Consider the following 23,073-nt stretch of genomic DNA (forward strand, 5'->3'; position numbering starts at 1 on the left):
ATGTCAGACACAATCACCACCCCTCCGGCCACCGCGGTCGGTGCTGAGCCGATCATCCAGCTGGTCGGCGTCAAGAAGTCCTTCGGGCCGGTCAGCGTCCTGAAGGGCGTCGACCTGAAGGTCCACCCCGGCAAGGTCACCGCCCTGGTGGGCGACAACGGCGCCGGCAAGTCCACGCTCATCAAGGGCCTCGCCGGCGTTCAGCCCTACGACGAGGGCGAAGTCCTCATCGACGGTCAGCACCGCGACCTTCACGCGCCCCGCGATGCCTCCGGTCTCGGTATCGAAGTCGTCTACCAGGACCTCGCGCTGTGCGACAACCTCGACATCGTGCAGAACATGTTCCTCGGCCGCGAGGAGTTGTCCTTCGGCACCTTCGACGAGGGCCGCATGGAGAAGGAGGCGTCCGACACGCTGCGCTCGCTGTCGGTGCGCACGGTGAAGTCCGTGCGTCAGAAGGTGTCCAGCCTCTCCGGCGGACAGCGCCAGACCGTCGCGATCGCCCGCGCCGTGCTCAAGAAGGCGCGCGTCGTGATCCTCGACGAGCCGACCGCGGCACTCGGCGTCGCACAGACGGAGCAGGTGCTCAATCTGGTGAAGCGCCTCTCCGAACAAGGCGTCGCCGTGATCCTCATCAGCCACAACCTCGCCGACGTGTTCGAGGTTGCCGATGACATCGCGGTGCTGTACCTCGGCCAGATGGTCGCGCAGATCCCGACGTCCTCGACCACCCGCGACGACGTGGTCGGCTACATCACCGGCACCAAGACACCCGCCGGCGTCTCGATCCTCGACACGTCGACCGTTCGCACCGAAGGAGGCGCGGAATGAGCAGCAACGTCACCCGCACCGAGGCCGCTCCCGACCCACTCGCCAGCGACCTGATCGGCAGCGGGGTCGAAGGCGGTGTCGGCGATCAGATCCGCGCCTGGTGGCAGCGCGTGCGCGGCGGCGACATGGGCGCCCTCCCCGCGATCGGCGGGCTCGTCGTCCTCGGGGCACTGTTCTCGATCCTCAGCCCGTTCTTCCTCACCGAACGCAACTTCGCCAACCTGCTGAACCAGGCCGCGACCCTCGTCGTGCTCGGCATGGCGCTCGTGTTCGTGCTGCTGCTGGGCGAGATCGACCTGTCGGCCGGCGTCACGGGCGGCGTCGGCATGGCACTGTTCGTCGTGCTCAACGCGCAATTCGGCATCCCGTGGCCGCTCGCCTTGCTCATCGGGTTCGGGTTCGGGTTCCTCACCGGCGCCCTGATAGGTTTCTTCGTCGCGAGAGTCGGCATCCCGTCGTTCGTCGTGACGTTGGGCTTGTTCCTCGGCTTCCAAGGCCTCGCGCTGGTCATCATCGGCCCCGGCGGCCTGTTCCGTCTCGAGGTGCCCGAGCTCATCGCTCTGCAGAACGGCAACCTGCCGGTGTGGGGCGGCTGGGTCATGCTCGTGATCATGCTCGCCATCTCCGCCGGCACCTCGTTCTGGGACCGCGCCCGCCGCACCCGTGCGGGCGTCCCCAACCGCGCGCTGTCGATGGTGTGGATCAAGCTCGCCGCAATCGCGGTCATCGGCGGCATCGTCGTGTACGTGCTCAACCAGAACCGCGGGCAGTCCGTGGTCGAGGTCGCCGGCGTGCCGATCGTCGTTCCCGTCGTGCTCGTCATCCTCTGGATCGGCACGTTCCTGCTGGACCGCACCAAGTTCGGGCGCTACATCTACGCGATCGGAGGCAATGCCGAGGCCGCACGCCGCTCCGGCGTGAAGGTGCGCTGGATCAAGTGGTGGGCGTTCGTGATCTGCTCCAGCCTCGCCGTGTTCTCGGCGCTGCTGAGCGTCGCGCGCGTCGGCTCGGTCGACGCCACCGTCGGCCGCGACATCGTTCTGTCGGGCGTCGCCGCAGCCGTCGTCGGCGGCGTCAGCCTGTTCGGCGGCAAGGGCCGTCTCATGCACGCCGCGATCGGTGCGCTCGTCATCGCGACGATCACCAACGGCCTCGGTCTGCTGAACCTGCCCGCCGGCATCAACCTGCTCGTCACCGGCGGCGTGCTGATCCTCGCCGCGACCGTCGACGCCCTCTCGAGGGTCCGGTCGGGCGGGGTGCGGATGTAGCGCCTCGCGCATACGGACGATGAGCGCCGGATGGATGCGTCCATCCGGCGCTCCTCGTCCGTCTAGCGTCGGGCGCTCCTGGCGTCGATGACTTCCTCGACCCACGCCGGCACGAGCTCGCTCGCGAGACCTGCCCGTGCGTCGTCGAAGGGGACGCCCGGGTCGCTCGGCTCGAGGTTCAGCTCCACCGTGCGCGCCCCGAAGGCGGACGCGAGCGCGACGTAGCCCGCCGCCGGGTACACCTCCCCCGACGTGCCGATCGAGACGAACACGTCGCACGCGACGACCGCCTGCTCGATGCGGTCGAGCTCGTACGGCATCTCACCGAACCAGACCACGTCGGGGCGCAGCATCCGTTGTCCGCATTCCGGGCACGCGGGGCGGTCGAAGAGGTCGGCGTCCCAATCGGGCCGGGATCCGCACGCGAGGCACAGCGCGCGTCGCAGCTCGCCGTGCATGTGCACGAGGTTGCGGCTGCCGGCGCGCTCGTGCAGGTCGTCGACGTTCTGCGTGACGATGAGCAGGTCGTCGCCGATCGCGCCTTCGAGACGGGCGAGCGCGCGATGCGCGGCATTCGGGACGACGGATGCTACCGCCCTGCGCCGCGCGTCATAGAACGCCTGGACGAGGTCGGGGTCGCGGTCGAACCCCTCCGGCGTCGCGACGTCGTCGATGTCGTGCCCCTCCCAGAGGCCGTCGGCGCCGCGGAACGTGGGCACCCCGCTCTCGGCCGAGATGCCGGCCCCGGTGAGCACGACGATGCGGATCATCGCACGGTGCCGGGCGCGACGTGCGACAGCACGCGCTCCCAGACGTCGGCGAGGATGAGCCGCGCCTCGAGGTCGTCCGTCTTCGGCACCATCTCGACCCGCGCCGACACCAGGTGATCCTTGAACCACCGCGCCGCGCCGGACGGCGCCGTCGGATCCGCCTGGCCGTTCATGAGGAGCGTCTTGGCCGCGATGCGGTCGAGGAGCTCGGCGACTTCGCTCGCTCCGAGCTCGGACTCCGGTCGGGGAACCGCGACGAGCGCCAGCCTGTCGACGCCCTCACCAAGATGCGCCGCGATCATGATCGCGAGCTCACCGGCCTCGCCCACTCCCACGAGGCCGACCGGACGCCCGTGCGCCTCCTCCGCGATGAACCGTGCGATGACGCTGGCCGTCGCCTCCGCCGGGGTCGCCCCGCGGTAGGCCGCCGGATCGTCGATGTCGTCCACGGTGAGCCCCACCGCGACGATCCTCGCGTCGCGCCGGGCGGTGACATCCGGGCGAGGATCCGTCAGGGTCGAGACCCCCGAGCGGAGCAGGACGACCGTCCGGTCCGCACCGGGCGCCCCGAAGCTGCGGTTCTCGTACGAGGCGTCGGGGGCGGGTCCCTTGGTCATGGCGAAATCCTACGTTCCAGCTCCCCGCAGGACCGCGAGACTCCAGTGGAGCGCCGAGACTGCGGGGGTCTCCCGCAGTCTCGGCGCTCGGGTGGAGTCTCGCGCGGACGAGCCTGGCGTCGCGGCTCAGGCCATGAGGGGGATCGCACCCACCAGCACGCCGACGGCCAGCATCGCGAGCGACACGATCGTGGCGCGCCACAGCACCTTCTTGTGGTGGTCGCCGAGGTTGACGCTCGCGAGCGACACCAGCAGCAGGATCGCCGGCACGAGCGGGCTCTGCAGGTGCACCGGCTGGCCGGTGATCGAGGCACGCGCCATCTCGACCGGGGCGATCCCGAAGTGCTCGGCGCTCTGCGCGAGCACCGGGAGGATGCCGTAGTAGAACGCGTCGTTCGACATGAAGAACGTGAACGGGATCGACAGGATCCCGGTGATCACGGCGAGGAACGGGCCGAGCGAAGCCGGGATCACAGTGGTGATCCATGTCGCCATGGCGTCGACCATGCCGGTGCCGTTCAGCACGCCGACCAGCACACCGGCCGCAAGGACCATCGACACGACGCCGACGATGCTCGGGGCGTGCGCGACGATCTCGTCGGCCTGGCCCTTGAGCTTCGGGAAGTTGACCACCAGCGCGATTGCGGCGCCGACCATGAAGACGTACGCGAGCGGGAAGATGTCGAGCACCAGCAGCACCATCACGGCAAGCGTCAGCGCCAGGTTGAACCAGATGAGCTTCGGCCGCAGCGTCGCACGGTTCGGGTCGAGCATGGTGTCGGCCATCGCCGTGTCTTCCCGGTCGACGACCGCCGTCGCGGCAGGCACTCCTCCGCGGCCGCCGGCGAGCGTCACGATGTTGCCGGTGCGCAGCGTTGCACGGGCGCCGGGCTTCGAGTCGGAGCCGCGGAAGATCCGGGGGCCGGCCAGCGAGCCGCCGTCGCCGAGACGCGAGGTGTCGACGCTGCCGATGCGCTTGCGCTCCGAGAGGCCCAGGAACCAGGCGAAGGTCAGTGCGATCACGATGCCGGCCGCGAGGGACGGGAGCATCGGCACGAAGATGTCGGTGGGCTGCAGGCCGAGCGCCGTCGCCGCGCGCACCGTCGGCCCGCCCCACGGCACGATGTTGAGCGTGCCGTTCATGAGGCCCGCGACGCACGTGAGCACGACCGGGCTCATGCCCAGGCGCAGGTAGATCGGCAGCATCGCCGATGTCGTGATGATGAAGGTCGTCGACCCGTCGCCGTCGAGCGACACCGCACCGGCGAGGATCGCCGTGCCGAGCACGACGTTCGCGGGGTCGTCGCCGAGCAGTCGGGTGATCGCCCGGATCAGCGGGTCGAACAGCCCGACGTCGATCATGATGCCGAAGTACATGATCGCGAACATGAGCAGCGCGGCCGTCGGGGCCATGCTGCCGATGGCGTCGATGATCATGTCGCCGAGGCCGAGTCCCGCGCCGGCGAACAGGCCGAACACGGTGGGCACGATGATGAGCGCGACCATGGGGGTGAGCCGTCGCGTCATGATGAGCGCCATGAAGACGAGCACCATCGTGAATCCCAGGGCGACCAGCACCCACTCGGGCGGGACGAAGGCCGTCGCGTAGGTTTCCTCGGCCGCGGCGGCCTGGAGGAGGAACGGTGCTGCCGCGTTCATGTCGACTCCTTCGTCGTAAGGTGCGTCAGGTCTCGCACCGGTCGCGGTGCGCTCGACAGAGGTTAGGCGGCAGCGTCGCGCCGCCGCGCGGTAAGTCGCATTCCCTCACGTTGTGCGCGTAGCGTGTGTTCTGCGCATTCTGCTCATGTGCGCCGCTCACACGCCCGGGAGGTGCAATGCGGTTCGCGACACGGCTGCTGCTGGTGCAGCTCGCGACGGTCACCGCCGTCGTCGCCGTGTGCGCGCTCGTCTTCGGTTGGCTCGGCGTACGCCAATTGCGCGCCGAGTCCGAGGCCGCCGCCCTCAACATCGCCCGCACGGTCGCCGAGGATCCCGACGTGAAGTCCGTGGTCGCCGAGTTCTCGGCGGATCCGGGGACTCCGGATGCCGCGGACCTCCGCGACGGTCCCCTGCAGCAGATCGCCACCGACGTGGCCGGCCGCACGGACGCGCTGTTCGTCGTGATCACCGATGATCACGGCATCCGTCTCGCCCACCCGAATCAGGACCTGCTCGGACAGGTGGTCTCGACGCCCTTCGCCGAGGTGCTCGAGGGCAACGAGGTGGTCGACTGGGAGGTCGGCACGCTGGGTGAGTCCGCACGCGCGAAGGTGCCGATCTACGCCGAGGACGGCGGTGAGCCGGTCGGCGAGGTCAGCGTCGGCTTCGAGCGCGCGAGCGTGTTCGACGACCTCCCCGCGCTGCTCGCGACGATCGCCGTCGCCGCACTGGGCGGCGTGGCCCTGGCGACGCTCGCGACCTTGCTGCTGCGACGGCGCTTCGAACGCCTGACCCTCGGGCTCCAGCCCGAGGAACTCGTGGCGCTCGTGCAGAACCAGGCGGCGGTGCTCGAGGGCGTCGGCGACGGCGTCGTCGCCCTGGACCCCGACGGTGTCGTGCGCGTCTGCAACGAGGCGGCGGAACGGATGCTGCGCCTCGACGATCCCGTCGGCCGCCGGTTCGACGAGCTGGCGTTGCCGGACGACGTGGTCCGCGCCGTGCGCGAGGGCGCGACTGCGGTGGAGGCCGTCGTCGGCGACCGCGTGCTCTACCTCGACACCCGCCCGGTACGCCGCGACGACCGCGCACTGGGCGAGATCGTCGTGGTGCGCGATCGCACCGACGTCGAGGCCCTCGCCGGGCGGCTCGAGACCGTGCGCGCCATGACCGAGGGGCTGCGCGTGCAGCGGCACGAGTTCGCGAACCGGCTGCACGTCGCCTCGGGGCTGATCGACGCCGACCGCGTCGACGAAGCGCGCGCGTTCCTCGGCGATCTCACCGAGCGCGGCGCGGTCGACTACGCGGTCGCCGGCCTCGAGCGTGTGCCCGACGCGTTCCTCCAGTCGCTCCTCGGCGCGACCGGCGCGGCCGCCCGCGAACGCGGGGTGACGGTGCGCATCTCCGACGACACCCTGCTGCTGAGCGAGACCGCACTCCCGGAGGACGTCGCAGCGATCCTCGGCAACCTCGTCGGCAACGCGGTCACCGCCGCCGTCGCCGGCGACGAGCCGCGATGGGTGGAGATCGCGCTGCTCGGCGACGCCGACGAGCTCGTGGTCACGGTCGCCGACTCGGGCGGCGGCATCCGTCCGATCGGGAGCGACCCGTTCGGTCGCACCGGCTCTCGCGAGACCGACCCGCACGGCCGTGACGAGGTGCACGGACACGGCTTCGGTCTGCCGCTTTCGCGCGATCTCGCGCGCCGGCACGGCGGCGATGTCTGGCTGATCGACGCGGGCGGCGACGGCGCCGGCGCGATGTTCGGGGCTCGACTTCCCGGCGCGCTGCGCCGCGACACCGAGAGCCCTCGAGAGGAGAACCCATGACGCAGCCCATCCGCGTGCTCGTCGTGGACGACGACTTCCGCGTGGCGGGACTGCACCGCGACATCGTCGCGTCCCGCGCCGGGTTCGCCGCGCTGGACCCCGTGCATTCGCTCGGCGCCGCGCGGCCGGCCGTGCGCACTCACGCACCCGACCTGCTGCTCGTCGACGCGTTCCTCCCCGACGGCGACGGCGTCGAGTTCGTCGCCGCGGTCGACGTCGACGCGTTCGTGCTGTCGGCGGCGACGGATGCTGCGACCGTGCGTCGCGCGCTGCGCGCCGGCGCCCTCGCGTACCTGACGAAGCCGTTCGACGCCCGCGTGCTCGCCGAGCGTCTCGACCGCTATGCCCGCATGCGCAACCTCCTCAGGACCGACCGCCCGCTCGAGCAGGAGCAGATCGACCGCGCCCTCACGATCCTGCACGGCTCTGCGGAGCCGGCCACGGTCGCGCGCTCGGCGACCGAGCAGCTGATACTCGAGGGCCTCGGCGACGACGAAGCTTCCGCGGCGGAGGTCGCCGACCGGGTGGGCATCTCGCGAGCGACGGCCCAGCGCCATCTGGCCGCGCTCGCCACCCGCGGCCAGGTCGAGGTGCGGCTGCGCTACGGCACCACGGGCCGACCCGAACACCGATACGTCGCCGCCCGGCGCTGAGGACCGCGCCCCGCACTCACACTTCCCACCGCTTCGCCCGCATCGCAGCTGCGGGTGAAGACATCCATCAGCCGCGCAGCAGAGCGCGCAGCGACTCGATCGTGTCGGCCTCGTCGGGACGCTTGTCGGGGCGATACCCCTTCACACGTGCGAAGCGCAGCGCAACCCCGCCGGGATACCGCGACGAGCGCTGCACGCCGTCGATCGCGATCTCGACGACCGTCTCGGGACGCACGTGCACGGCGTAAGCCGAGCGGTGCGTCTCGATGGTCGGGAAGTGCTCGGTCTGCCACCTGAGCGTCGCGTCGGTGAGTCCCTTGAACGTCTTGCCCACCATCACGAAGCCGCCCGGCTCGCCGAAGGCGCCCTCCGGGTCGCGTGCGCCCAGGTGCAGGTTGGACAGTTGCCCCGTGCGGCGACCCGATCCCCACTCGACGGCGAGCACGACGAGGTCGTAGGTGAGCACGGGCTTGACCTTGAGCCAGCTCTTCCCGCGCCGCCCCGCGGCGTAGGGCGCGCCCAGCGCCTTCACCATCACTCCCTCGTGACCAGCCGCGAGCGCCTGACGCGAGAACTCCTCGGCCTCGGCGGGGTTGTCGGTGATGACGCCCGGCATGCGCGCATCGCCGACGGCGCGGTCGAGCAGCTCGAGGCGGGTGGAGAGCGGCTCGTCGATCAGGTCGCGGCCGTCGAGATGCAGGATGTCGAAGAACCATGGCCGCAGCACGGTGGCCGCGGCATCGTCGCCCATCGATCCGAATCGCGACATGGTGTCTTGAAACGGCCGCGGACCGCCGTCCTCGTCGAGCGACAACGTCTCGCCGTCGAGGATCACCCGCTCGGCCGGAAGCTCACGCACCGCCTCGACCAGCTCCGGCACACGGTGCGTGATGTCGGCGAGGCTGCGGGTGAAGACGCGCACGTCGTCGCCGTCGCGATGCACCTGGATGCGCGCACCGTCGAGCTTGTATTCGACGGATGCCGCGGCCCCGAGCGTCTCGAGCGCCTCAGCCGTCGAGCCCGCTGTCGCGGCGAGCATCGGCAGCACTCCGCGGCCCACCTCGAGCCCGACCGCGGCGAGGTCGTCGGGCGTGCCGTCGAGCGCGATCCGCGCGGTCGCGCCGAGGTCGCCGGAGAGCATCGCGGCCCGCCGAACGACTGGCGCCTCCCGCTCGGAGCCCTTCGCGATGGCGTCGAGAAGCACGCCTTCCAGCGCGCCGGTTCTCAGCTCGCCGATCATGACCCTCGCGAGGAAGTCCCACTCATCCGCGGTCGCGGCACCGGCGAGCGCGTCGAGCTCGGAGCGCCGCGCGAGCACCGAGCCGGCCCCGTCGGCCGCGGCCAGCCGGCTGAGCGATGCGTCGACGTCGAGCACGGAGAGTGTCGGTTCGTCCGCGTGCGTGACATCGAGGCCCGTGAGGCTCCGCCAGCCGACCCCGAGTCGCCCCTGCCGCGGGTTGGCGGTGAGGAATCCGATCGCGGGAGCGACCTCGTCGGGCTCGAGCCCGCGCAGCAGCGCCGCGAGGACGGCGATCTTCGCCAATCGCGACGACGTCGCCGCGACCTCGCACGTCGCAGTCACCAGCTCGTTCAGCAGCACATCGGCATTCTGGCACCGGCCCCCGACACCTGTCCCGGACCGGACCACGTTCCCGCCGTCAGCGCACGACGGTCCGCAGTGCGGATTCCAGGTCGCGGTGCGTGAACTCGTAGCCGGCCGACAGCAGCACCTGCGGCGAGACCCACCGGCTCTTGAGCACGAGCTCCGGCTCGGTGCGCAGCACCGCCATCGCAGGCTCGAGCATGAAGCGGTAGGCGGGCAGGCCGATCGGCTGCCCGACGATGCGGCGCAGCGTCGCCATCAGCGTGCGGTTGTCGCCGGCATCCGGGGCCGCGAGGTTCACCGGCCCCTCGACATCGGGCCGGTCGCGGACGAAACGCACCGCTCCGACGACATCGTCGATATGGATCCAGCTGAATCGCTGCCGACCGCCTGACCGGTGCCAGGCCGGGCGCCCGGTGCCCGTGGGGTGCGGCCCGATCCCCCGGTACCGGCGGTGCGCCCACCACCAGCCGTCGTACTGCGGACCCCCGAGGCCGAGCCGTGCGAGCCGCACGAGCGTCCGCGTCGCCGGGCCGTCGCCGACGACGATGGCCATGCGCAGGGCGACTCGGCGCGTCGTCGGCAGATCCCCCGCGAAGAACTCGTCCTCCCAGTTCCGCGCCACGTCGACCGAGAATCCGGCCCCGAGCTCCCCGCCAGCTTCGGTCTGCGGCCGGTCCATCGCGTATCGGTAGATCGTGGCCGTACTGGCATTGAGCCACACGCGAGGCGGGGTCGCAGCATCCGTCACCGCCTCCCGCAGGGCCGCCGTCGTCTCGACCCGCGATCGCAGGATCTCGTCGCGATTGGCGTCGGTGTACCGGCAGTTCACGGACTTGCCCGCGAGGTTCACGAGTACGGCGGCGCCGTCGACGAGGGCACGGATGCTGCCGCCGTCGTCCCACGTCGCGTCGGCGTGCGACCGCCCGATGGTTCGCACGTCATACCCGTCCTCGGTGAACGCGCCCGCCAGCGCCCGGCCGACGAAGCCCGAAGCGCCCGCGACGACGGCCACCGGTCGGCTCATCGGCCGCTCCCCGCGATGCCGCTCGTGCTCCACAGCGCCCACAGCACCAGCACCGGCTGCAGCAGCAGCCGAACGAACCGCGCCCGATCGGTGCGCAGCAGGGGCGCCGCTCGGCCCGTCCGCCACTGATGGACGTTGCCGGGGAAGACTGCCACGAAGAACGCTGCCACCGCCCAGCCGACGCGGCGACGCTCGGCGGGCAGCGCCACGAGCGCGCTGCCGAGCATCAGTTCGACGACCCCCGACGCGACCACGATCGTGTCTTTGTCGATGTGGAGCAGTCGCGTCGCCCAATCGGGTACGACGATGCGGTAGCCGCGGCGCCCCCACGTGAGGTGTGAGGCGCCCGCGGCCGCCAGCAGCGCCGCGAGCGCCCAGCGGGCGACGACCCGCATCACGCGACAGCCTCGGCGACGGCGTCGATGAAGCGCAGGTGTTCGTCGAGGCTGCCCGAGGCGGTGATGGCCCGCAGGACCACCTCGTCGGCGGCGGCACGGTAGGCGGCGATCCGGTCACGCAGCACAGCGGGCCGAATGACCGTGTCAGCGGCGCGGACCCCCAAGCGCGCGAAGTTCGCCGCATAGGCGGGGTACCCGGCGTAGCGCTGCGCCTCCTCATCGAGCACCGAGGTACCAGCGGGGTCGACCGCCGTCCGCACGTACAGCGCAACGTGCGTCGTGCCGGCGAGTTCGTGAGCGTGCCGCAACTGGTCGGCCGCGATCTCCGGCGTGAGCCAGCTGAGCAGGAGTCCGTCGGACGTCGCAGCCCCGGCGCGCCTCATCCTCGGGCCGAGCGCCCCGACCACGACGCGGGCCTCGGTGCGCGAGCGGAGGGCGGTGGCAGCATCCGTCACGCTCGCGACCGCACCGGAACGAAGCTGCCCAGAGCCGATGCCGAGGACGAGCCGGTCGGCGGGAAGCCCCGCGACAGCGGCGAGGATGTCGTCGGGCGTGCGACGGTCGATCGGCAGCACCCCACTGGCGAGCACGAGGCGCTCGGTCACGCCCGCGGCGGAGCGGAGAATCTCCAGCGCGTCGTGCCCTGGCGTGTCGTTGACCCACAGAGCGTGCAGCCCCGCGGCTTCGGCGGCCGCTGCGACGCGCGCCGCGACCTCCGTGCCGGCAGCGGCCGCGATGCCGATTGAGAGAAGCCCGCTCATGCGGCGCTCGCGCCGACGAGCCTGGACACCTCGGCGGCCGCCCGGTAGAACTCGGCGATGTCGCCGCGCGACGAGGGCAGGAGCACCACGTCGTCGACGCCCGCGTCGAAGAAGCGCTGCGCACCCGCGGCGACCTCCGCCGCATCGCCCCACAGCGCGCGCTCCTCAGGTTCGGGCTTGTCGCCGACATCCGCGATCGCGCGGGCCTCCGCTTCCGGACCGAACGCGGTGACGACATAGGCGACGACGTCGTGGCCGTCGCCACGGCCGGCCGCGGCGCGGGCCTCGCGGATGGCCGCCGTCGCGATCGCGTACTCGGCGGCGGTGTGCCCGCTGTCGAGCACGGTGCCGTCGGCGACCTCGCCGCTCAACCGCAGCGTCTTCGGTCCCTCGGCCGCCGCGTACACGAGCGGCGGCGTCGTCGGCGGGTAGTTCACGCGCACGTCGCGAAGCGTGACGTACCGACCGTCGACACTCACCTCGTCGCCGGCGAGCAGACTGCGCAGGGCAGGGACGTACTCGCGCATCAGGGTCAGCGGCGAGGCGACGCGGGCGCCGACCTGCCCCATCCAGTCGAGCACGCCGTGGCCGACGCCCGGCAGCAGCCGGCCGGGGAAGAGTCCCTCGACGGTGGCGATCTCCATCGCCGTGGCGGCGACGTTCCGCAGCGGCATGGGTGCGATCCCGATGCCGATGCGCAGGGCCTCGGTCCACGCGAGAGCGGCGCCCACGGTGGCGAAGGCGGACTGCCGGAAGCAGTCCTCCCAGATCCACAGCTCGGGCAGTCCGGCCGCCTCGGCGGCCAGAACGGCGTCTCGGAATTCGTCGGGGCTGTGCGTGTAGGGGTTGAAGATCGCGCCGATGCGGGTCATGCACCCACTCTGTCAGGCCACGCCGACACCCACACAGCGCGGCCGCGGTGGCCGCCGGCATCCGTGCGCCCGCATCTTCGACAGGTCAACCGCGGTTCTGCAGGAGGATTCGGGCCGAATCGGTCCGGCGCAGCTCCGGTTGACCTGTCGAAGGCGCGGGAACGCCTGCCCGCATCCACGGCGAGAGGCGCCGAGCCGATGGCCCGGCGCCCCTCAGAGGATCGTCGCGGTTCAGGCGGCCACGGCGAAGGGCGAACCCGCCACCACCGAGAGCACGTCGGCCGCAGCATCCACCGTCACCGTCCCGCCGTCGACGAGCGCACCCGTCACGAACAGGTCGGCGATGCGGTCGTCGACCTCGCGCTGGATCAGGCGGCGCAGCGGCCGAGCGCCGTACTCGGGCTCGTAGCCGTTGTCGGCGAGCCACGCGACTGCGGAGTCGGTCACGACCAGCGACACCTCACGCTTGGCGAGCCGCGCATCGGACGCCCCCAGCAGCAGGCGCACGATGCTCTGCAGCTGCGGCTTCTCGAGCTTGCGGAACAGCACGATCTCGTCGATGCGGTTGAGGAACTCGGGACGCATCGCCTCGCGGAGCTTGCCGAAGACGCGGTCGCGGAGGTCCTTCTCGGAGCCGAAGCCGGTCGATCCTCCCCCGTCGGCGAGGAACCCGATGGCACCGCCGCGCGAGGCGAGGAACTCCGAGCCGAGGTTCGAGGTCATGACGACGACCGTGTTGCGGAAGTCGACAGTGCGGCCCTGGCCGTCGGTGAGACGGCCGTCGTCGAGCACCTGGAGCAGCAGGTTGAACACGTCGGGGTGCGCCTTCTCGATCTCGTCGAACAGCACGATCGAGTACGGGTTGCGCCGCACGCGCTCGGTGAGCTGGCCGGCCTCGTCGTAGCCGACGTATCCGGGAGGGGCGCCGACGAGGCGCGACACGGTGTGGCGCTCGCCGAACTCGCTCATGTCGAAGCGGATCACCGCCGTGTCGTCGTCGAAGAGCGACCCCGCGAGGGCCTTCGCCAGCTCTGTCTTGCCCACGCCGGTCGGGCCGAGGAAGAGGAACGACCCCACCGGCCGACGCGCGTCACCCATGCCCGTGCGATTGCGGCGCACGGCCTTGGCGACCGCGGTCACCGCGTCGTCCTGCCCGATCACGCGGTCGTGCAGTTCGTCCTCGAGGGCGGCCAGGCGCTCCCGCTCGGTCTCGGTGAGGCGGTTCACCGGGATGCCGGTCGCCCGGCTGATCACCGCGGCGATCTCGGGCTCGTCGACGATGGCCTCGGTGCGCACGGCAGCGCCGGCGGCGGTGGCCCGCTCGAGGCGGTCCTGCACCTCGGCGATCTGATCGCGGATCTGCGACGCCTCCTCGTAGTGCTCCGCCGACACCGCGGCGTTCTTGTCGGCCTCGAGCGTCGCGAGCCGCTCGATGAGCCCACTCACGTCGACCTTCGAGCCGAGCTTCAGTCGCAGCCGCGCGCCCGCCTGGTCGATGAGGTCGATCGCCTTGTCGGGCAGCACGCGCTCGGTCAGGTACCGGTCGCTGAGCTCGACCGCCGCGCGCAGGGCCTCGTCGGTGTAGACGATGCCATGGTGCTCCTCGTACGCGGGCTTCAGGCCTCGGAGGATCAGCACGGCGTCCTCGATCGAGGGCTCGCCGACGCGCACCGGCTGGAATCGGCGCTCGAGCGCCGGGTCCTTCTCGATGACGCGGTACTCCTTGAGCGTCGTCGCGCCCACGAGGTGCAGCTCGCCGCGGGCGAGGCGCGGCTTGAGGATGTTGCCCGCGTCCATGCCGCCGTCGCCGGCGCCACCTGCTCCGACCACCGTGTGCACCTCGTCGATGAACACGATGAGCTCGCCCTTGTGCGCGGCGATCTCATCCATCGTCTTGGTGAGGCGCTCCTCGAAATCGCCGCGGTAGCGGGTGCCCGCGAGCATCGCGGGCAGGTCGAGGGCGATCACGCGCTTGCCGAGCAGCTGCTCGGGCACGGAGCCGTCGACGATCGCCGTGGCGAGGCCCTCCACGATCGCGGTCTTGCCGACGCCCGCCTCGCCGACCAGCACCGGGTTGTTCTTGGTGCGGCGGCTGAGGATCTCGATCGTCTGCTCGATCTCGTCGGCCCTCCCGATCACCGGGTCGAGTCCGCCGGCCGCGGCGCGCGCCGTCAGGTCGGTGCCGTACGTGTCGAGCATGGGGGTGTCGGATGCTGCGCCCTCAGGTCGCACGTCGGCCTGGGTGGTCTCGCCCGGCGTCACCGTCTCCCTCGCACCCTGCATGAGCGCCTCGGCGGTCACGCCGGCGCGGGCCAGCACCTGGCCGGCCGGCGTGTCCTGCGCGAGCACGAGGGCGAAGAACAAATGCTCGGGGTCGACGTACGTCGAGCCCGACGATCGGGCGACCTGGAAGGCGTGGAACAGCGCCCGCTGCACGGACGAGGTCACCACCGCCCCGTCGACGTCGGCGGCCGCCGTAGCGGCGGGAAGGCGCTCCTCGGTCGCACGCGCGATCGCGTCGGCGTCGGCGCCGATGCGCTGGACGGCGTCGCGCGCCGGGGCCTCGGTCACGAGGATCCGCAGCACGTGCAGGGCGTCGAGCTCTCGCTGGCCGCGCTCCAAGGCGTACCTGCCGGCGCGCTGCAGCAGCTCCTGCGTGCGGGCGCCGAGGTAGCGGCTCAGGTCGATCGAGCGCTCGGCGCGGGCGCGCTCGCCCGCGAGGTAGCGCGACAGGAACTCGTCGAACGAGCTCGCGTCGTCGCCGGCGGCGGGAGTGAAGTCTTCGGGCATTCCATCTCTCCTGAAACTTGAGTGGAGGAGTGTCAAGTTTCGAACTTGACACAGGCGTTGTCAAGTTCAACCCGAGCAATCCGCAGGTATTCCCCAGCGGCGGATGTCCCACCCCGGGCGTAACGTCTTCGACGAGGGGAACCCCGTTTCACAGACGAGAGGGAACACGATGGACTGGAAGATCGAGCTCATCCATGTGCCGGTGTCAGACGTCGACCGTTCGAAGGAGTTCTACGAGAGGATCGGCTTCCATGCCGATCACGACCAGACGCCCGTCGAAGGGCTCCGCTTCGTACAGATGACCCCGCCTGGTTCGGCGTGCTCCATCGCCTTCGGCACCGGACTCGGCAACACCCTCGAACCCGGGCAGCAGAACACCATCCAGGTCGTGGTGCCCGATGCCGACGAGGCGCTCGCCCATCTGCGCGCGCTCGATGTCGATGCCCAGGGCGTCGACGAGCAGGACTGGGGTCGGTTCGTGACATTCGACGACCCCGACGGCAACACCTGGACGCTTCAGCAGCTGCCGGCGTGGCGCTGAGCCGCGGCATCCGTCACCGGCAACACCGGCCGACAGACGACTCGGCCGGCTCGTTCACGCAGGAGCGAGGCGGCCGAGAACGGATGCCGTCAGTCGCGCCCGCCGGGCGGGCCGAGGATGAGGAGCACGACGAACAGCAGCACGACAGCGAGGGCGATCAGCGCACCGAGCACCCAGGGACGCCGCAGGAACCAGCGCATGAGCCGGTCATACCAGGCGGTGTCGCGCGGGTCGTCGGTGGCCTCGAGCCGCCACGTGCCGGCGAGGCGACCGCTGCGCTGGAGCCACAGCTCGGCGGGGATCGTGGCGTACGGGATGACGGCGCTCACGAGTGCGAGCACGGTGGGCCCGACGCGCCAGCGGTTGTTGAGGGCGACGAGGATCACGGTCGCGCCGTACGACAGGAAGATGAAGCCGTGGATGCCGCCGCCGATCGTGACGCCGAGCGCCCAGTCGGTGGTGGCGCGGAGGATGAGACCGGTGATGAGGAGCGTCCACGAGATCGCCTCGAGGATCGCGAGCGCGCGGAACAGGGTATGGGGATTGCGGAACACACCTTCAGCCTAACTGAAAGCGCTTCAGCCTTTCTGAAGGTTTGCTGGCCGCAGCGGTCCGGGCCTACTCGGGTGCCAGCCCGAACGGCCGCTCGTGCAGCCCTTCCAGCGCGGTGGCCAGCGCCGGAGCCCCTGCGGCGAGTCCGGCATCGAGCGCCGCGAGACGCTGCTCGGCCGCCTGCAGCACCTCGCTCCCCCGCTCCGTCACCCGGAGGTCGGAGGCCGCGCCGGCATGCTTCGTCGCATCCGCGACGAGCCCGTCCGCGACGAGCGTCTGAACGGCGGTGTGCGCCGACTGCACGGTGATCTGCGAGCGCCGCGCGAGCTCGCTGAACGAGATGCCCGGCGTCGCCTCGATGTGGGCGAGCAGTCCGTACTTGCGGGTCGTGAGCCCGAGGTCGCGCAGCTGCGCGCCGAGGTGCGCATCCCACACGGCGGCCACGGTCAGCAGCGAGATGACGGGACTGAACGCACGGTCTGGCACCGTTGAATGCTAGTCCCGCCGCCGCGGGAGGGCACGCATTCGCCGCCGTTCCGAGAACCGGACGCCGCCCGCCCGGCTACCGTGGGACGGTGACCTTCTCGCTCGACGGCCTGCGCCGGTGGCCCGACGTCGAGGCCCCTGACCTCGTGGCGACGGATGCTGCGGACCGGCTGCTCCTCGACGAATCCGCGGCCGCGCGGTCGACGGCGGGAGACGGCGGACTGGTCGTGATCGGCGACGACTACGGCGCGCTGACTCTGAGCGCGGCCGCGGACGGCGGCCGGGGCATCCGTGTCCATCAGGACCCGCTCACCGGTGAGCGCGCTCTCGCGGCGAACGCCGAGCGCTTCGGACTCGGCGACGCGTTCGCGGCGCTGCCGCTCGCGTCCGAGCTGGTGCACGGTGCGCGCGTCGTGCTGCTGCGGCTGCCCCGCTCACTCGACGCGCTCCGCGACATCGTGGGGCTGATCGCGGCGCACGCGGCGCCCGACGTCGTCGTGTTCGCGGGCGGTCGTGTGAAGCACATGACGCTCGCGATGAACGACGTGCTGCGTGAGGGCTTCACCCGGCTCGACGTCACGCATGCCCGCCAGAAGTCCCGCGTGCTCGTGGCCCGCGGACCCCATGACGGCGGCGATCCCGTGCCGCGCCGGGCGACCCACGACGGGATGGTGGTCTGCGCCTACGGCGGCGCGTTCGCGGGGGCGTCGATCGACATCGGCACGAGGTTCCTGCTGGAGCATCTGCCCCCGCGCGACGACGGCACGGCGATCGACTTCGCATGCGGGACCGGTGTGGTCGCGACGGCGCTGGCCCTGCGGCATCCGTCTCTGCGCGTGCTCGCGTGCGACCAGTCGGCGGCCGCCGTCGCATCGGCGCGCGCGACCGCGGAGGCGAACGGTGTCGCCGACCGCGTCGAGGTGATCCGCGACGACATGCTGGGCGCACAGCCCGACGCCGGCGCGGGCTTCATCGCGCTGAACCCGCCGTTCCACTCGGGCTCCGCGGTGCACGAGGGGATCGCGCCGCGGATGTTCGCCGAGGCCGCCCGCGTGCTGCGACCCGGCGGCGAACTCTGGGCGGTGTGGAACTCCGGGCTGCGCTACCGACCGGGGCTGGAGCGTGTGGTCGGCCCGACGCGGAAGATCGCGCGCAACGCCAAGTTCACCGTGACGGTGTCCACCCGCGGGTGACGGGCGCTCGCGTCTACTCGCCCGCGTCCGTGGTCGGCTCCGGTTCGGGCTCGGTCGTCGGTCCGAACAGCACCCACGCGCCATCGCTGCACTCGTAGAACTGGACCGCCGCCGTATCGATGAACACGTCTCCGTCGACGGTGCACGTGTCGTCGTCGGGCGCAGCCGTGCCGAGCACCACCTGGGTCCCCGGCGCACCGGGCGCACCGCCCGGGCCCTGAGCACCTTGCTCACCTTGCTCGCCCTGGGCGCCCTGCTCGCCTTGGGCGCCCGCCGGCCCCTGCTCCCCCGTCAGGTTCTCCGCGGCCGCCTCGCGGATGTTGCCCGCGACCGTCCACGCGCCGTCCTGGAAGAGGTACACGTCGGCGGTGAGGATGTCGATGTAGACGTCGCCTTCGTAGCCCTTGCCCTCCTCGGGCGCTCCGGAGCCCGCGCGCACCGCCGACCCGGCGGGCAGGATCTCGGCGAGGACGTCCTCGTACTCCGGCGACACCGTGGCCGATGCCGACGGCGCCGGAGTCGGCGCGGGCGTCGCCGTGTCGACCGAGCGCGCGAGCCAGGATCCGAGGAACGCGGAGAAGAACGACAGCACCACGAAGCCGAGGCCGAACCACACGAGCGTCCCGCGGGTCACCGGCGGTGCGGCATGCGCTGTGGCGGCCGCAGGCGCAGGATCCCCGGTCGACGGCACGTCCTGGGCCACGGCATCTCCCCTTCCACCGCACGCGTCTTCGACGCCGGACTCCCACAGCCTCGGCGTCGTGACTCAACTGTAGGAACGCGGGCGCCCCGTGTCACCTGTTCGACGGGAATTCGTCGCCGCACGCCGGGCTCTTGACAGCCCTCACCGCGAGGGATTGACTCTCGAATCGAGGTCCTTGCATTTCGCACCGTGGCCGTCGAGGCCACGCCGACGACACCACCTGGGTGGGGTCGCCTCCCTCCCGTCGGCTTCGGGTACCGCCGTCGGGGCCCCAGATCGATGCATCCTCCCTGGAGACAGCCATGCCGTCCCAACTGACCTATCCCGGCGTGTACATCGAGGAGGTGGCCAGCGGGGTCCGGACAATCGTCGGTGTCTCCACGTCGGTCACCGCCTTCGTCGGGCGGGCGCCCCGCGGACCGGTCGACAGACCCATCGTGGTGACCAATTTCGGCGAGTTCGAGCGTGTGTTCGGCGGACTCTGGAAGCTCAGCAGGCTCGGGTTCTCGGTCCGCGACTTCTTCCTCAACGGCGGCGGCGCGGCCGTCATCGTCCGCGTCGTGAACGACGCGGCCTCCGACGCCGACGATCCTGCGTCGTCCTCGGTCGACCTCGCCCTCGACACCGGTGCGGACCTCCTCACGCTCGAGGCGGCGAACGTCGGCCTGTGGGGTGACGGCCTGCGCGTGCGCGTCGACCACGACACGCGTCCCGAGGACCCCGCCTTCGGCGACGAACCCGACACGCTGTTCAACCTCACCGTGCGCGACGGCGCGACGGGCGTCATCGAGGCGCACCGCAACGTCGTCCTCACGCCTGCCGACCATCCGCGGCTGCTGTCGCGGGTGCTCGAGAATGAGTCCGTCTTCGTGCGCACGGCCGGGACCGTACCCGACAGCAGCCGCCCCAAGGTGCACACCGGCACCCCCGCGGCTGGCAAGACGATCTGGGACGACATCACCCCGACGCCGGGCGATCCCTCACAGGAGGCGAGCCAGCGGCTCGCCGGCGGGGACGACGGCGACGACCTCGTCGCGGCCGATGTGAAGGGGTCGCTCGGCGCCAAGTCGGGAATGTATGCGCTCGAGGATGCGGACATCTTCAACCTCCTCGTCATCCCTCCGTATCAGGGGGTGTCGCCCGACGGTCCGGGCGGGGAGGTCGAGGCCGATGTCGTCACCGAGGCGGCGATGTACGCAGAGGCCCGGCGCGCGTTCTACGTGATCGACGCGCCGCCGACGTGGGACACGGTCGGTGACGCGAAGTCCGGTCTCGCGGCGCTGGGAACGGTGAGCGCCAACGCGGCGGTGTACTTCCCGCGGCTGCGCCAGACCAACCCGCTGCGCGATAACCAGCTCGAGACGTTCGGCGCGTCGGGCGCGGTGGCCGGGGTGCTCGCGCGCACCGATGCGACCCGCGGTGTGTGGAAAGCCCCTGCAGGTCTCGAGGCCACCCTCAACGGCGTGCCCGAACTCTCCGTGCCGCTGAGCGACGGGGAGATCGGGCAGCTGAACCCGCTCGGCATCAACAGCCTGCGCGCGTTCGCCGGTGCCGGCCGCGTGGTCTGGGGAGCGCGCACGCTGAAGGGCGCGGACTCGCTCGCCAACGAGTGGAAGTACATCCCGGTGCGGCGCACGGCGCTCTTCATCGAGGAGTCGCTCTTCCGTGGCACCCAGTGGGTCGTGTTCGAGCCCAACGACGAGCCGCTGTGGGCGCAGATCCGCCTCAACGTCGGCACGTTCATGAACGACCTCTTCCGGCAGGGCGCCTTCCAAGGCAGCACCCCGCGCGACGCGTACTTCGTCAAGTGCGACAAGGAGACGACAACGCAGTCCGACATCGATCGGGGCATCGTCAACATCCACGTCGGGTTCGCGCCGCTCAAGCCCGCGGAGTTCGTCGTCATCCGACTGCAGCAGATCGCCGGCGCGAGCGCCGTCTGAGCCGAGGGAATCGGGACATGGCACAGTTCAGCGTCAACGCCAGCAGGTTCGACCCGTACAAGAACTTCAAGTTCCGCGTGAAGTGGGACGGCAAGTACGTCGCGGGCGTCAGCAAGGTGAGCGGCCTCAAGCGCACCACGGAGGTCGTCGAGCACCGCGAGGGCGGCGACCCGTCCACCTCGCGCAAGTCGCCCGGCCGGCTGAAGTTCGAGGCGATCACCCTGGAGCGGGGCGTCACGCACGACGTCGAGTTCGAGCAGTGGGCGAACAAGGTCTGGAACTTCGGGTCGGGGCTCGGCGCGGAGGTGTCGCTCAAGGATTTCCGCAAGGACCTCATCGTCGAGCTCTACAACGAGGCGGGCCAGCTCGTGATCGCGTACAAGGTGTTCCGGGCGTGGGTCTCGGAGTACCAGGCGCTCCCTGATCTCGATGCCAATGCCAACGCCGTCGCCATCCAGACGCTCAAGCTCGAGAACGAGGGCTGGGAGCGCGACTACGCGGTCGTCGAGCCGTCCGAACCCGTCTTCACCGAACCGTAGGAGCCGACGGTGGCCGCCGCCGCAGCCTCTCCGGTGCGGGCACAGACGATCCTCGACCTCGCCGACGCGGCGCAGGGCGAGGCGCCGATCATGCGTGCGCTCCGGCTCGCCGCGGCGGCCGGCGAAGACCCCGCAGCCCTGCGGGATGCGCCCCTCGGACGCCTGCACGCCGCTACCCTCGGCTTCCACACGGCGCTGGCGAGTCCGAGTCTCGAAGCGGTGGTGACGTGCCCGTCGTGCGCATCGATCGTCGAGTTCGCCCTCGATGCCGACTCCCTGCGCGGTGTGAGCGGCGAGGCGACCTCGGGAGAACTGACGGTGCCCACCGATGAAGGCGTCTGGCGGGTGCGCTGGCGGGTGCCGACGGCGGGCGACCTCGCGGACGTCGCCGGACGGACGGATGCTGCAGCCGCCCTCTTCGCGCGGTGCTGCGCGGTGACGGGCCCGGGTGGCGAAGGCGCGGCCGTCGCGCCGGCCGACGTGGTCGAGCACATCGAGGCCGCGCTCGCCGACGCGGACCCGCTCGCCGAGGTCACGGTTCGCATCGCATGCCCGGAGTGCGGTGCCGGCTTCGACGCCGACGTCGACCCGATCGCCTTCGTCTGGCGCGAGGTCGAGTCGCGCGCCCAGCGCGTGCTGCGCGAGGTCGACGCCCTCGCGCGGGCCTACGGCTGGACCGAGGCCGAGGTGCTCGCGCTCTCGGAGCAGCGCCGCACCGCCTACCTCGACATCGTGCGGGAGGGAGCATGAGATTCCCTAGGTCAACCTCAGGCGGCGATCTGCTGCATGGCGCCTCCGTGGAGTTGGGGGTTGTAGGCGGTGTGGTCTTGCCAGCAGCGCCAGATCACGCGGACCCAGGCGCGGGCGAGGATGCGGACGGCATGGGGGTGGCGTTTGCCGCGGGCGATGGCATCTTGGTAGATCTTCGCGGCCCAGGGGCTGGCGTGTCGGGAGTCGTCGGCGAAGTCGATGAGCGCGTTGCGGAGCTTCTTGTCCGCGGCCCAGCGGAACGCGACGGAGTGGATCTTTCCGCTGGCTCTGGTGACGGGTGCGACGCCGGCGAGGGCGGCGAGGGATTCCTCGTCGGGGAACCGGGCGCGGACGTCGCCGATCTCGGCGAGCAGCGTTGCGGCGCGGACGCCGTGGCCCGCTTTGGGGAGGCTGGTGAAGATGTGCGCGTCGGCGTGGGCGTCGAGGCGTTCGATGATCTCGGCTTCCAGTTCGCGTTCCTGGTTGCGGATGGTCTCCATGGCTTTGAGCAGGGCGTGGACGCAGACGGCGTGCCCGTCGGCTTCCTCGGCGGACAGTCCCGCCGGGGGCGCTTGGGTGACGCGAGCGTAGAGGTCGTCGACGCTCTTGCGGCCGCAGTAGGCGATGCGCCGCAGGAACGCCGCGAGCCGGGCCGGGGTGAGTCGGGCGGCGGCGCGCTGGGTGGGGTAGCGGCGCAGGAACGCGATGGTGACGTCGCTGTCCAGTCGGGCGAACAGGCCGATCGCGCCGGGGAAGCAGCGCTCCAGTTCGGCGCGCAGCTGGTTCATCAACCCGACCCGGGCCTCGACGAGCTGCTTGCGGGTGCGCGACAGCGACCGCAGTACCTGGGTGGCGCCGCTGTCCTGGGTCAGCGGGCTCAGCCGGTGGCCATCGGTGCGCAGCACGTCGGCGAGCAGGTAGGCGTCGCCGGCGTCGGACTTCGCGCCCGAGCCGGAGTAGCGGCTGCGCAGTCCCTTGACCTGTCGTGGCGTGATCACCACGACGTGCAGGTTCGCGTCCAGCAGCGCTTCGACCAGCGGCCCGTCACACCGTTCGATCGCGACGCCTTCGACGGCGAGCTTGGCCAACCGTTTCACGAGCCCCGCGAAGGTCTTGCCGGTGTTAGCGATCTCGAAACGCACCCGGATCTCTCCGTGAGCGTCGACCACGCAGACGGCATGGGTGTTGCTGGCCCAGTCGATGCCGGCGAACAACCGCGGGTCGTTCTCTGTGGACATCTGTCCGGTCCTTCCTGTGATGATGGATCTGGCACCGTCGGTGACGGGGAGCC

At 71.1% G+C, this 23,073-nt stretch carries 22 protein-coding genes; 9 read left to right on the top strand and 13 right to left on the bottom strand.

Translation table 11 applies throughout. The annotated features are described in order from the left end of the window. Both ACVN90_RS12340 and ACVN90_RS12345 read left to right on the top strand, forming a co-directional pair. Window positions 1-831 carry an ATP-binding cassette domain-containing protein gene (locus ACVN90_RS12340; protein WP_116196507.1) on the top strand — a complete coding sequence of 277 codons (831 nt, stop codon included), beginning with the start codon at window positions 1-3 and terminating at the stop codon, window positions 829-831. Next, window positions 828-2,099, top strand: a complete 1,272-nt coding sequence (locus ACVN90_RS12345) for a sugar ABC transporter permease (protein ID WP_475098536.1) — start codon at window positions 828-830, stop codon at window positions 2,097-2,099. Before ACVN90_RS12340 ends, ACVN90_RS12345 begins: the two co-directional genes overlap by 4 nt. Before the next feature lie 62 nt (window positions 2,100-2,161). Here ACVN90_RS12345 and ACVN90_RS12350 read toward each other — a convergent pair whose 3' ends face one another. From ACVN90_RS12350 to ACVN90_RS12360, 3 genes are all read right to left on the bottom strand, one after another. Next, window positions 2,162-2,869 (bottom strand): NAD-dependent deacylase, encoded by a 708-nt coding sequence (locus tag ACVN90_RS12350; RefSeq protein ID WP_475098537.1) that lies wholly within the window; start codon window positions 2,867-2,869, stop codon window positions 2,162-2,164. Next, complete coding sequence (locus ACVN90_RS12355) at window positions 2,866-3,486, bottom strand: alpha/beta fold hydrolase (protein WP_475098538.1); 621 nt, start codon at window positions 3,484-3,486, stop codon at window positions 2,866-2,868. The genes ACVN90_RS12350 and ACVN90_RS12355 overlap by 4 nt, the downstream gene beginning before the upstream one ends. Before the next feature lie 126 nt (window positions 3,487-3,612). Further along, complete coding sequence (locus ACVN90_RS12360) at window positions 3,613-5,145, bottom strand: CitMHS family transporter (RefSeq protein ID WP_475098539.1); 1,533 nt, start codon at window positions 5,143-5,145, stop codon at window positions 3,613-3,615. 176 nt (window positions 5,146-5,321) lie between these two features. On the opposite strand from ACVN90_RS12360, the gene ACVN90_RS12365 reads away from it, so the two are divergent. Next, window positions 5,322-6,971: a sensor histidine kinase gene (locus ACVN90_RS12365; RefSeq protein ID WP_475098540.1), complete on the top strand. Its 1,650-nt coding sequence runs from the start codon at window positions 5,322-5,324 to the stop codon at window positions 6,969-6,971. Beyond that, window positions 6,968-7,624 (top strand): response regulator, encoded by a 657-nt coding sequence (locus ACVN90_RS12370; RefSeq protein WP_475098541.1) that lies wholly within the window; start codon window positions 6,968-6,970, stop codon window positions 7,622-7,624. Before ACVN90_RS12365 ends, ACVN90_RS12370 begins: the two co-directional genes overlap by 4 nt. 67 nt (window positions 7,625-7,691) lie before the next feature. Here ACVN90_RS12370 and ACVN90_RS12375 read toward each other — a convergent pair whose 3' ends face one another. The 6 genes from ACVN90_RS12375 to ACVN90_RS12400 form a co-directional block, all read right to left on the bottom strand. Continuing rightward, on the bottom strand, window positions 7,692-9,224 hold the full coding sequence (locus tag ACVN90_RS12375) for an ATP-dependent DNA ligase (protein ID WP_475098542.1): 1,533 nt from the start codon (window positions 9,222-9,224) through the stop codon (window positions 7,692-7,694). 58 nt (window positions 9,225-9,282) lie between these two features. Next, a complete protein-coding gene (locus ACVN90_RS12380) occupies window positions 9,283-10,254 on the bottom strand; it encodes an epimerase (protein WP_475098543.1) in 972 nt (323 codons plus the stop codon). Next, the gene (locus ACVN90_RS12385; RefSeq protein ID WP_475102115.1) at window positions 10,251-10,649 is read right to left on the bottom strand and encodes a DoxX family protein; all 399 of its coding nucleotides are present in this window, start codon (window positions 10,647-10,649) and stop codon (window positions 10,251-10,253) included. The genes ACVN90_RS12380 and ACVN90_RS12385 overlap by 4 nt, the downstream gene beginning before the upstream one ends. Then, complete coding sequence (locus ACVN90_RS12390) at window positions 10,649-11,413, bottom strand: LLM class flavin-dependent oxidoreductase (RefSeq protein ID WP_475098544.1); 765 nt, start codon at window positions 11,411-11,413, stop codon at window positions 10,649-10,651. The genes ACVN90_RS12385 and ACVN90_RS12390 overlap by 1 nt, the downstream gene beginning before the upstream one ends. Beyond that, window positions 11,410-12,285, bottom strand: coding sequence for an LLM class flavin-dependent oxidoreductase (locus tag ACVN90_RS12395; RefSeq protein WP_475098545.1), 876 nt, complete (start codon window positions 12,283-12,285; stop codon window positions 11,410-11,412). The genes ACVN90_RS12390 and ACVN90_RS12395 overlap by 4 nt, the downstream gene beginning before the upstream one ends. A gap of 231 nt (window positions 12,286-12,516) precedes the next feature. Then, complete coding sequence (locus ACVN90_RS12400) at window positions 12,517-15,075, bottom strand: ATP-dependent Clp protease ATP-binding subunit (RefSeq protein WP_475098546.1); 2,559 nt, start codon at window positions 15,073-15,075, stop codon at window positions 12,517-12,519. A 169-nt stretch (window positions 15,076-15,244) separates the two neighbouring features. Here ACVN90_RS12400 and ACVN90_RS12405 point away from each other — a divergent pair, with 169 nt between their 5' ends. Further along, window positions 15,245-15,616, top strand: a complete 372-nt coding sequence (locus tag ACVN90_RS12405; protein ID WP_374974911.1) for a VOC family protein — start codon at window positions 15,245-15,247, stop codon at window positions 15,614-15,616. 89 nt (window positions 15,617-15,705) lie between these two features. Here ACVN90_RS12405 and ACVN90_RS12410 read toward each other — a convergent pair whose 3' ends face one another. Further along, a complete protein-coding gene (locus tag ACVN90_RS12410) occupies window positions 15,706-16,170 on the bottom strand; it encodes a DUF3817 domain-containing protein (protein ID WP_475098547.1) in 465 nt (154 codons plus the stop codon). A 64-nt stretch (window positions 16,171-16,234) separates the two neighbouring features. Next, complete coding sequence (locus ACVN90_RS12415; RefSeq protein ID WP_475098548.1) at window positions 16,235-16,654, bottom strand: MarR family winged helix-turn-helix transcriptional regulator; 420 nt, start codon at window positions 16,652-16,654, stop codon at window positions 16,235-16,237. Window positions 16,655-16,743: 89 nt separating this feature from the next. On the opposite strand from ACVN90_RS12415, the gene ACVN90_RS12420 reads away from it, so the two are divergent. Next, window positions 16,744-17,847, top strand: coding sequence for a class I SAM-dependent methyltransferase (locus ACVN90_RS12420; protein ID WP_475098549.1), 1,104 nt, complete (start codon window positions 16,744-16,746; stop codon window positions 17,845-17,847). A 13-nt stretch (window positions 17,848-17,860) separates the two neighbouring features. Here the strand turns inward: ACVN90_RS12420 and ACVN90_RS12425 are convergent, their stop codons facing one another. Further along, window positions 17,861-18,550: a hypothetical protein gene (locus tag ACVN90_RS12425; protein WP_475098550.1), complete on the bottom strand. Its 690-nt coding sequence runs from the start codon at window positions 18,548-18,550 to the stop codon at window positions 17,861-17,863. 302 nt (window positions 18,551-18,852) lie between these two features. Between ACVN90_RS12425 and ACVN90_RS12430 the strand changes: the two genes are divergently transcribed. Genes ACVN90_RS12430 through ACVN90_RS12440 form a run of 3 tightly spaced genes read left to right on the top strand, consistent with a single transcriptional unit; the run spans window position 18,853 to window position 21,782 of the window. Beyond that, window positions 18,853-20,493 (top strand): phage tail sheath family protein, encoded by a 1,641-nt coding sequence (locus ACVN90_RS12430; RefSeq protein ID WP_475098551.1) that lies wholly within the window; start codon window positions 18,853-18,855, stop codon window positions 20,491-20,493. Between the two features lie 17 nt (window positions 20,494-20,510). Next, complete coding sequence (locus ACVN90_RS12435) at window positions 20,511-21,032, top strand: phage tail protein (RefSeq protein WP_475098552.1); 522 nt, start codon at window positions 20,511-20,513, stop codon at window positions 21,030-21,032. A gap of 9 nt (window positions 21,033-21,041) precedes the next feature. Next, on the top strand, window positions 21,042-21,782 hold the full coding sequence (locus tag ACVN90_RS12440; protein ID WP_475098553.1) for a hypothetical protein: 741 nt from the start codon (window positions 21,042-21,044) through the stop codon (window positions 21,780-21,782). Between the two features lie 17 nt (window positions 21,783-21,799). On the opposite strand, the gene ACVN90_RS12445 is transcribed toward ACVN90_RS12440, so the two are convergent. Further along, the gene (locus tag ACVN90_RS12445) at window positions 21,800-22,996 is read right to left on the bottom strand and encodes an IS110 family RNA-guided transposase (protein WP_475098221.1); all 1,197 of its coding nucleotides are present in this window, start codon (window positions 22,994-22,996) and stop codon (window positions 21,800-21,802) included. Between the last annotated feature and the right edge of the window lie 77 nt (window positions 22,997-23,073).

Source organism: Microbacterium sp. F01 (genome assembly GCF_056156365.1).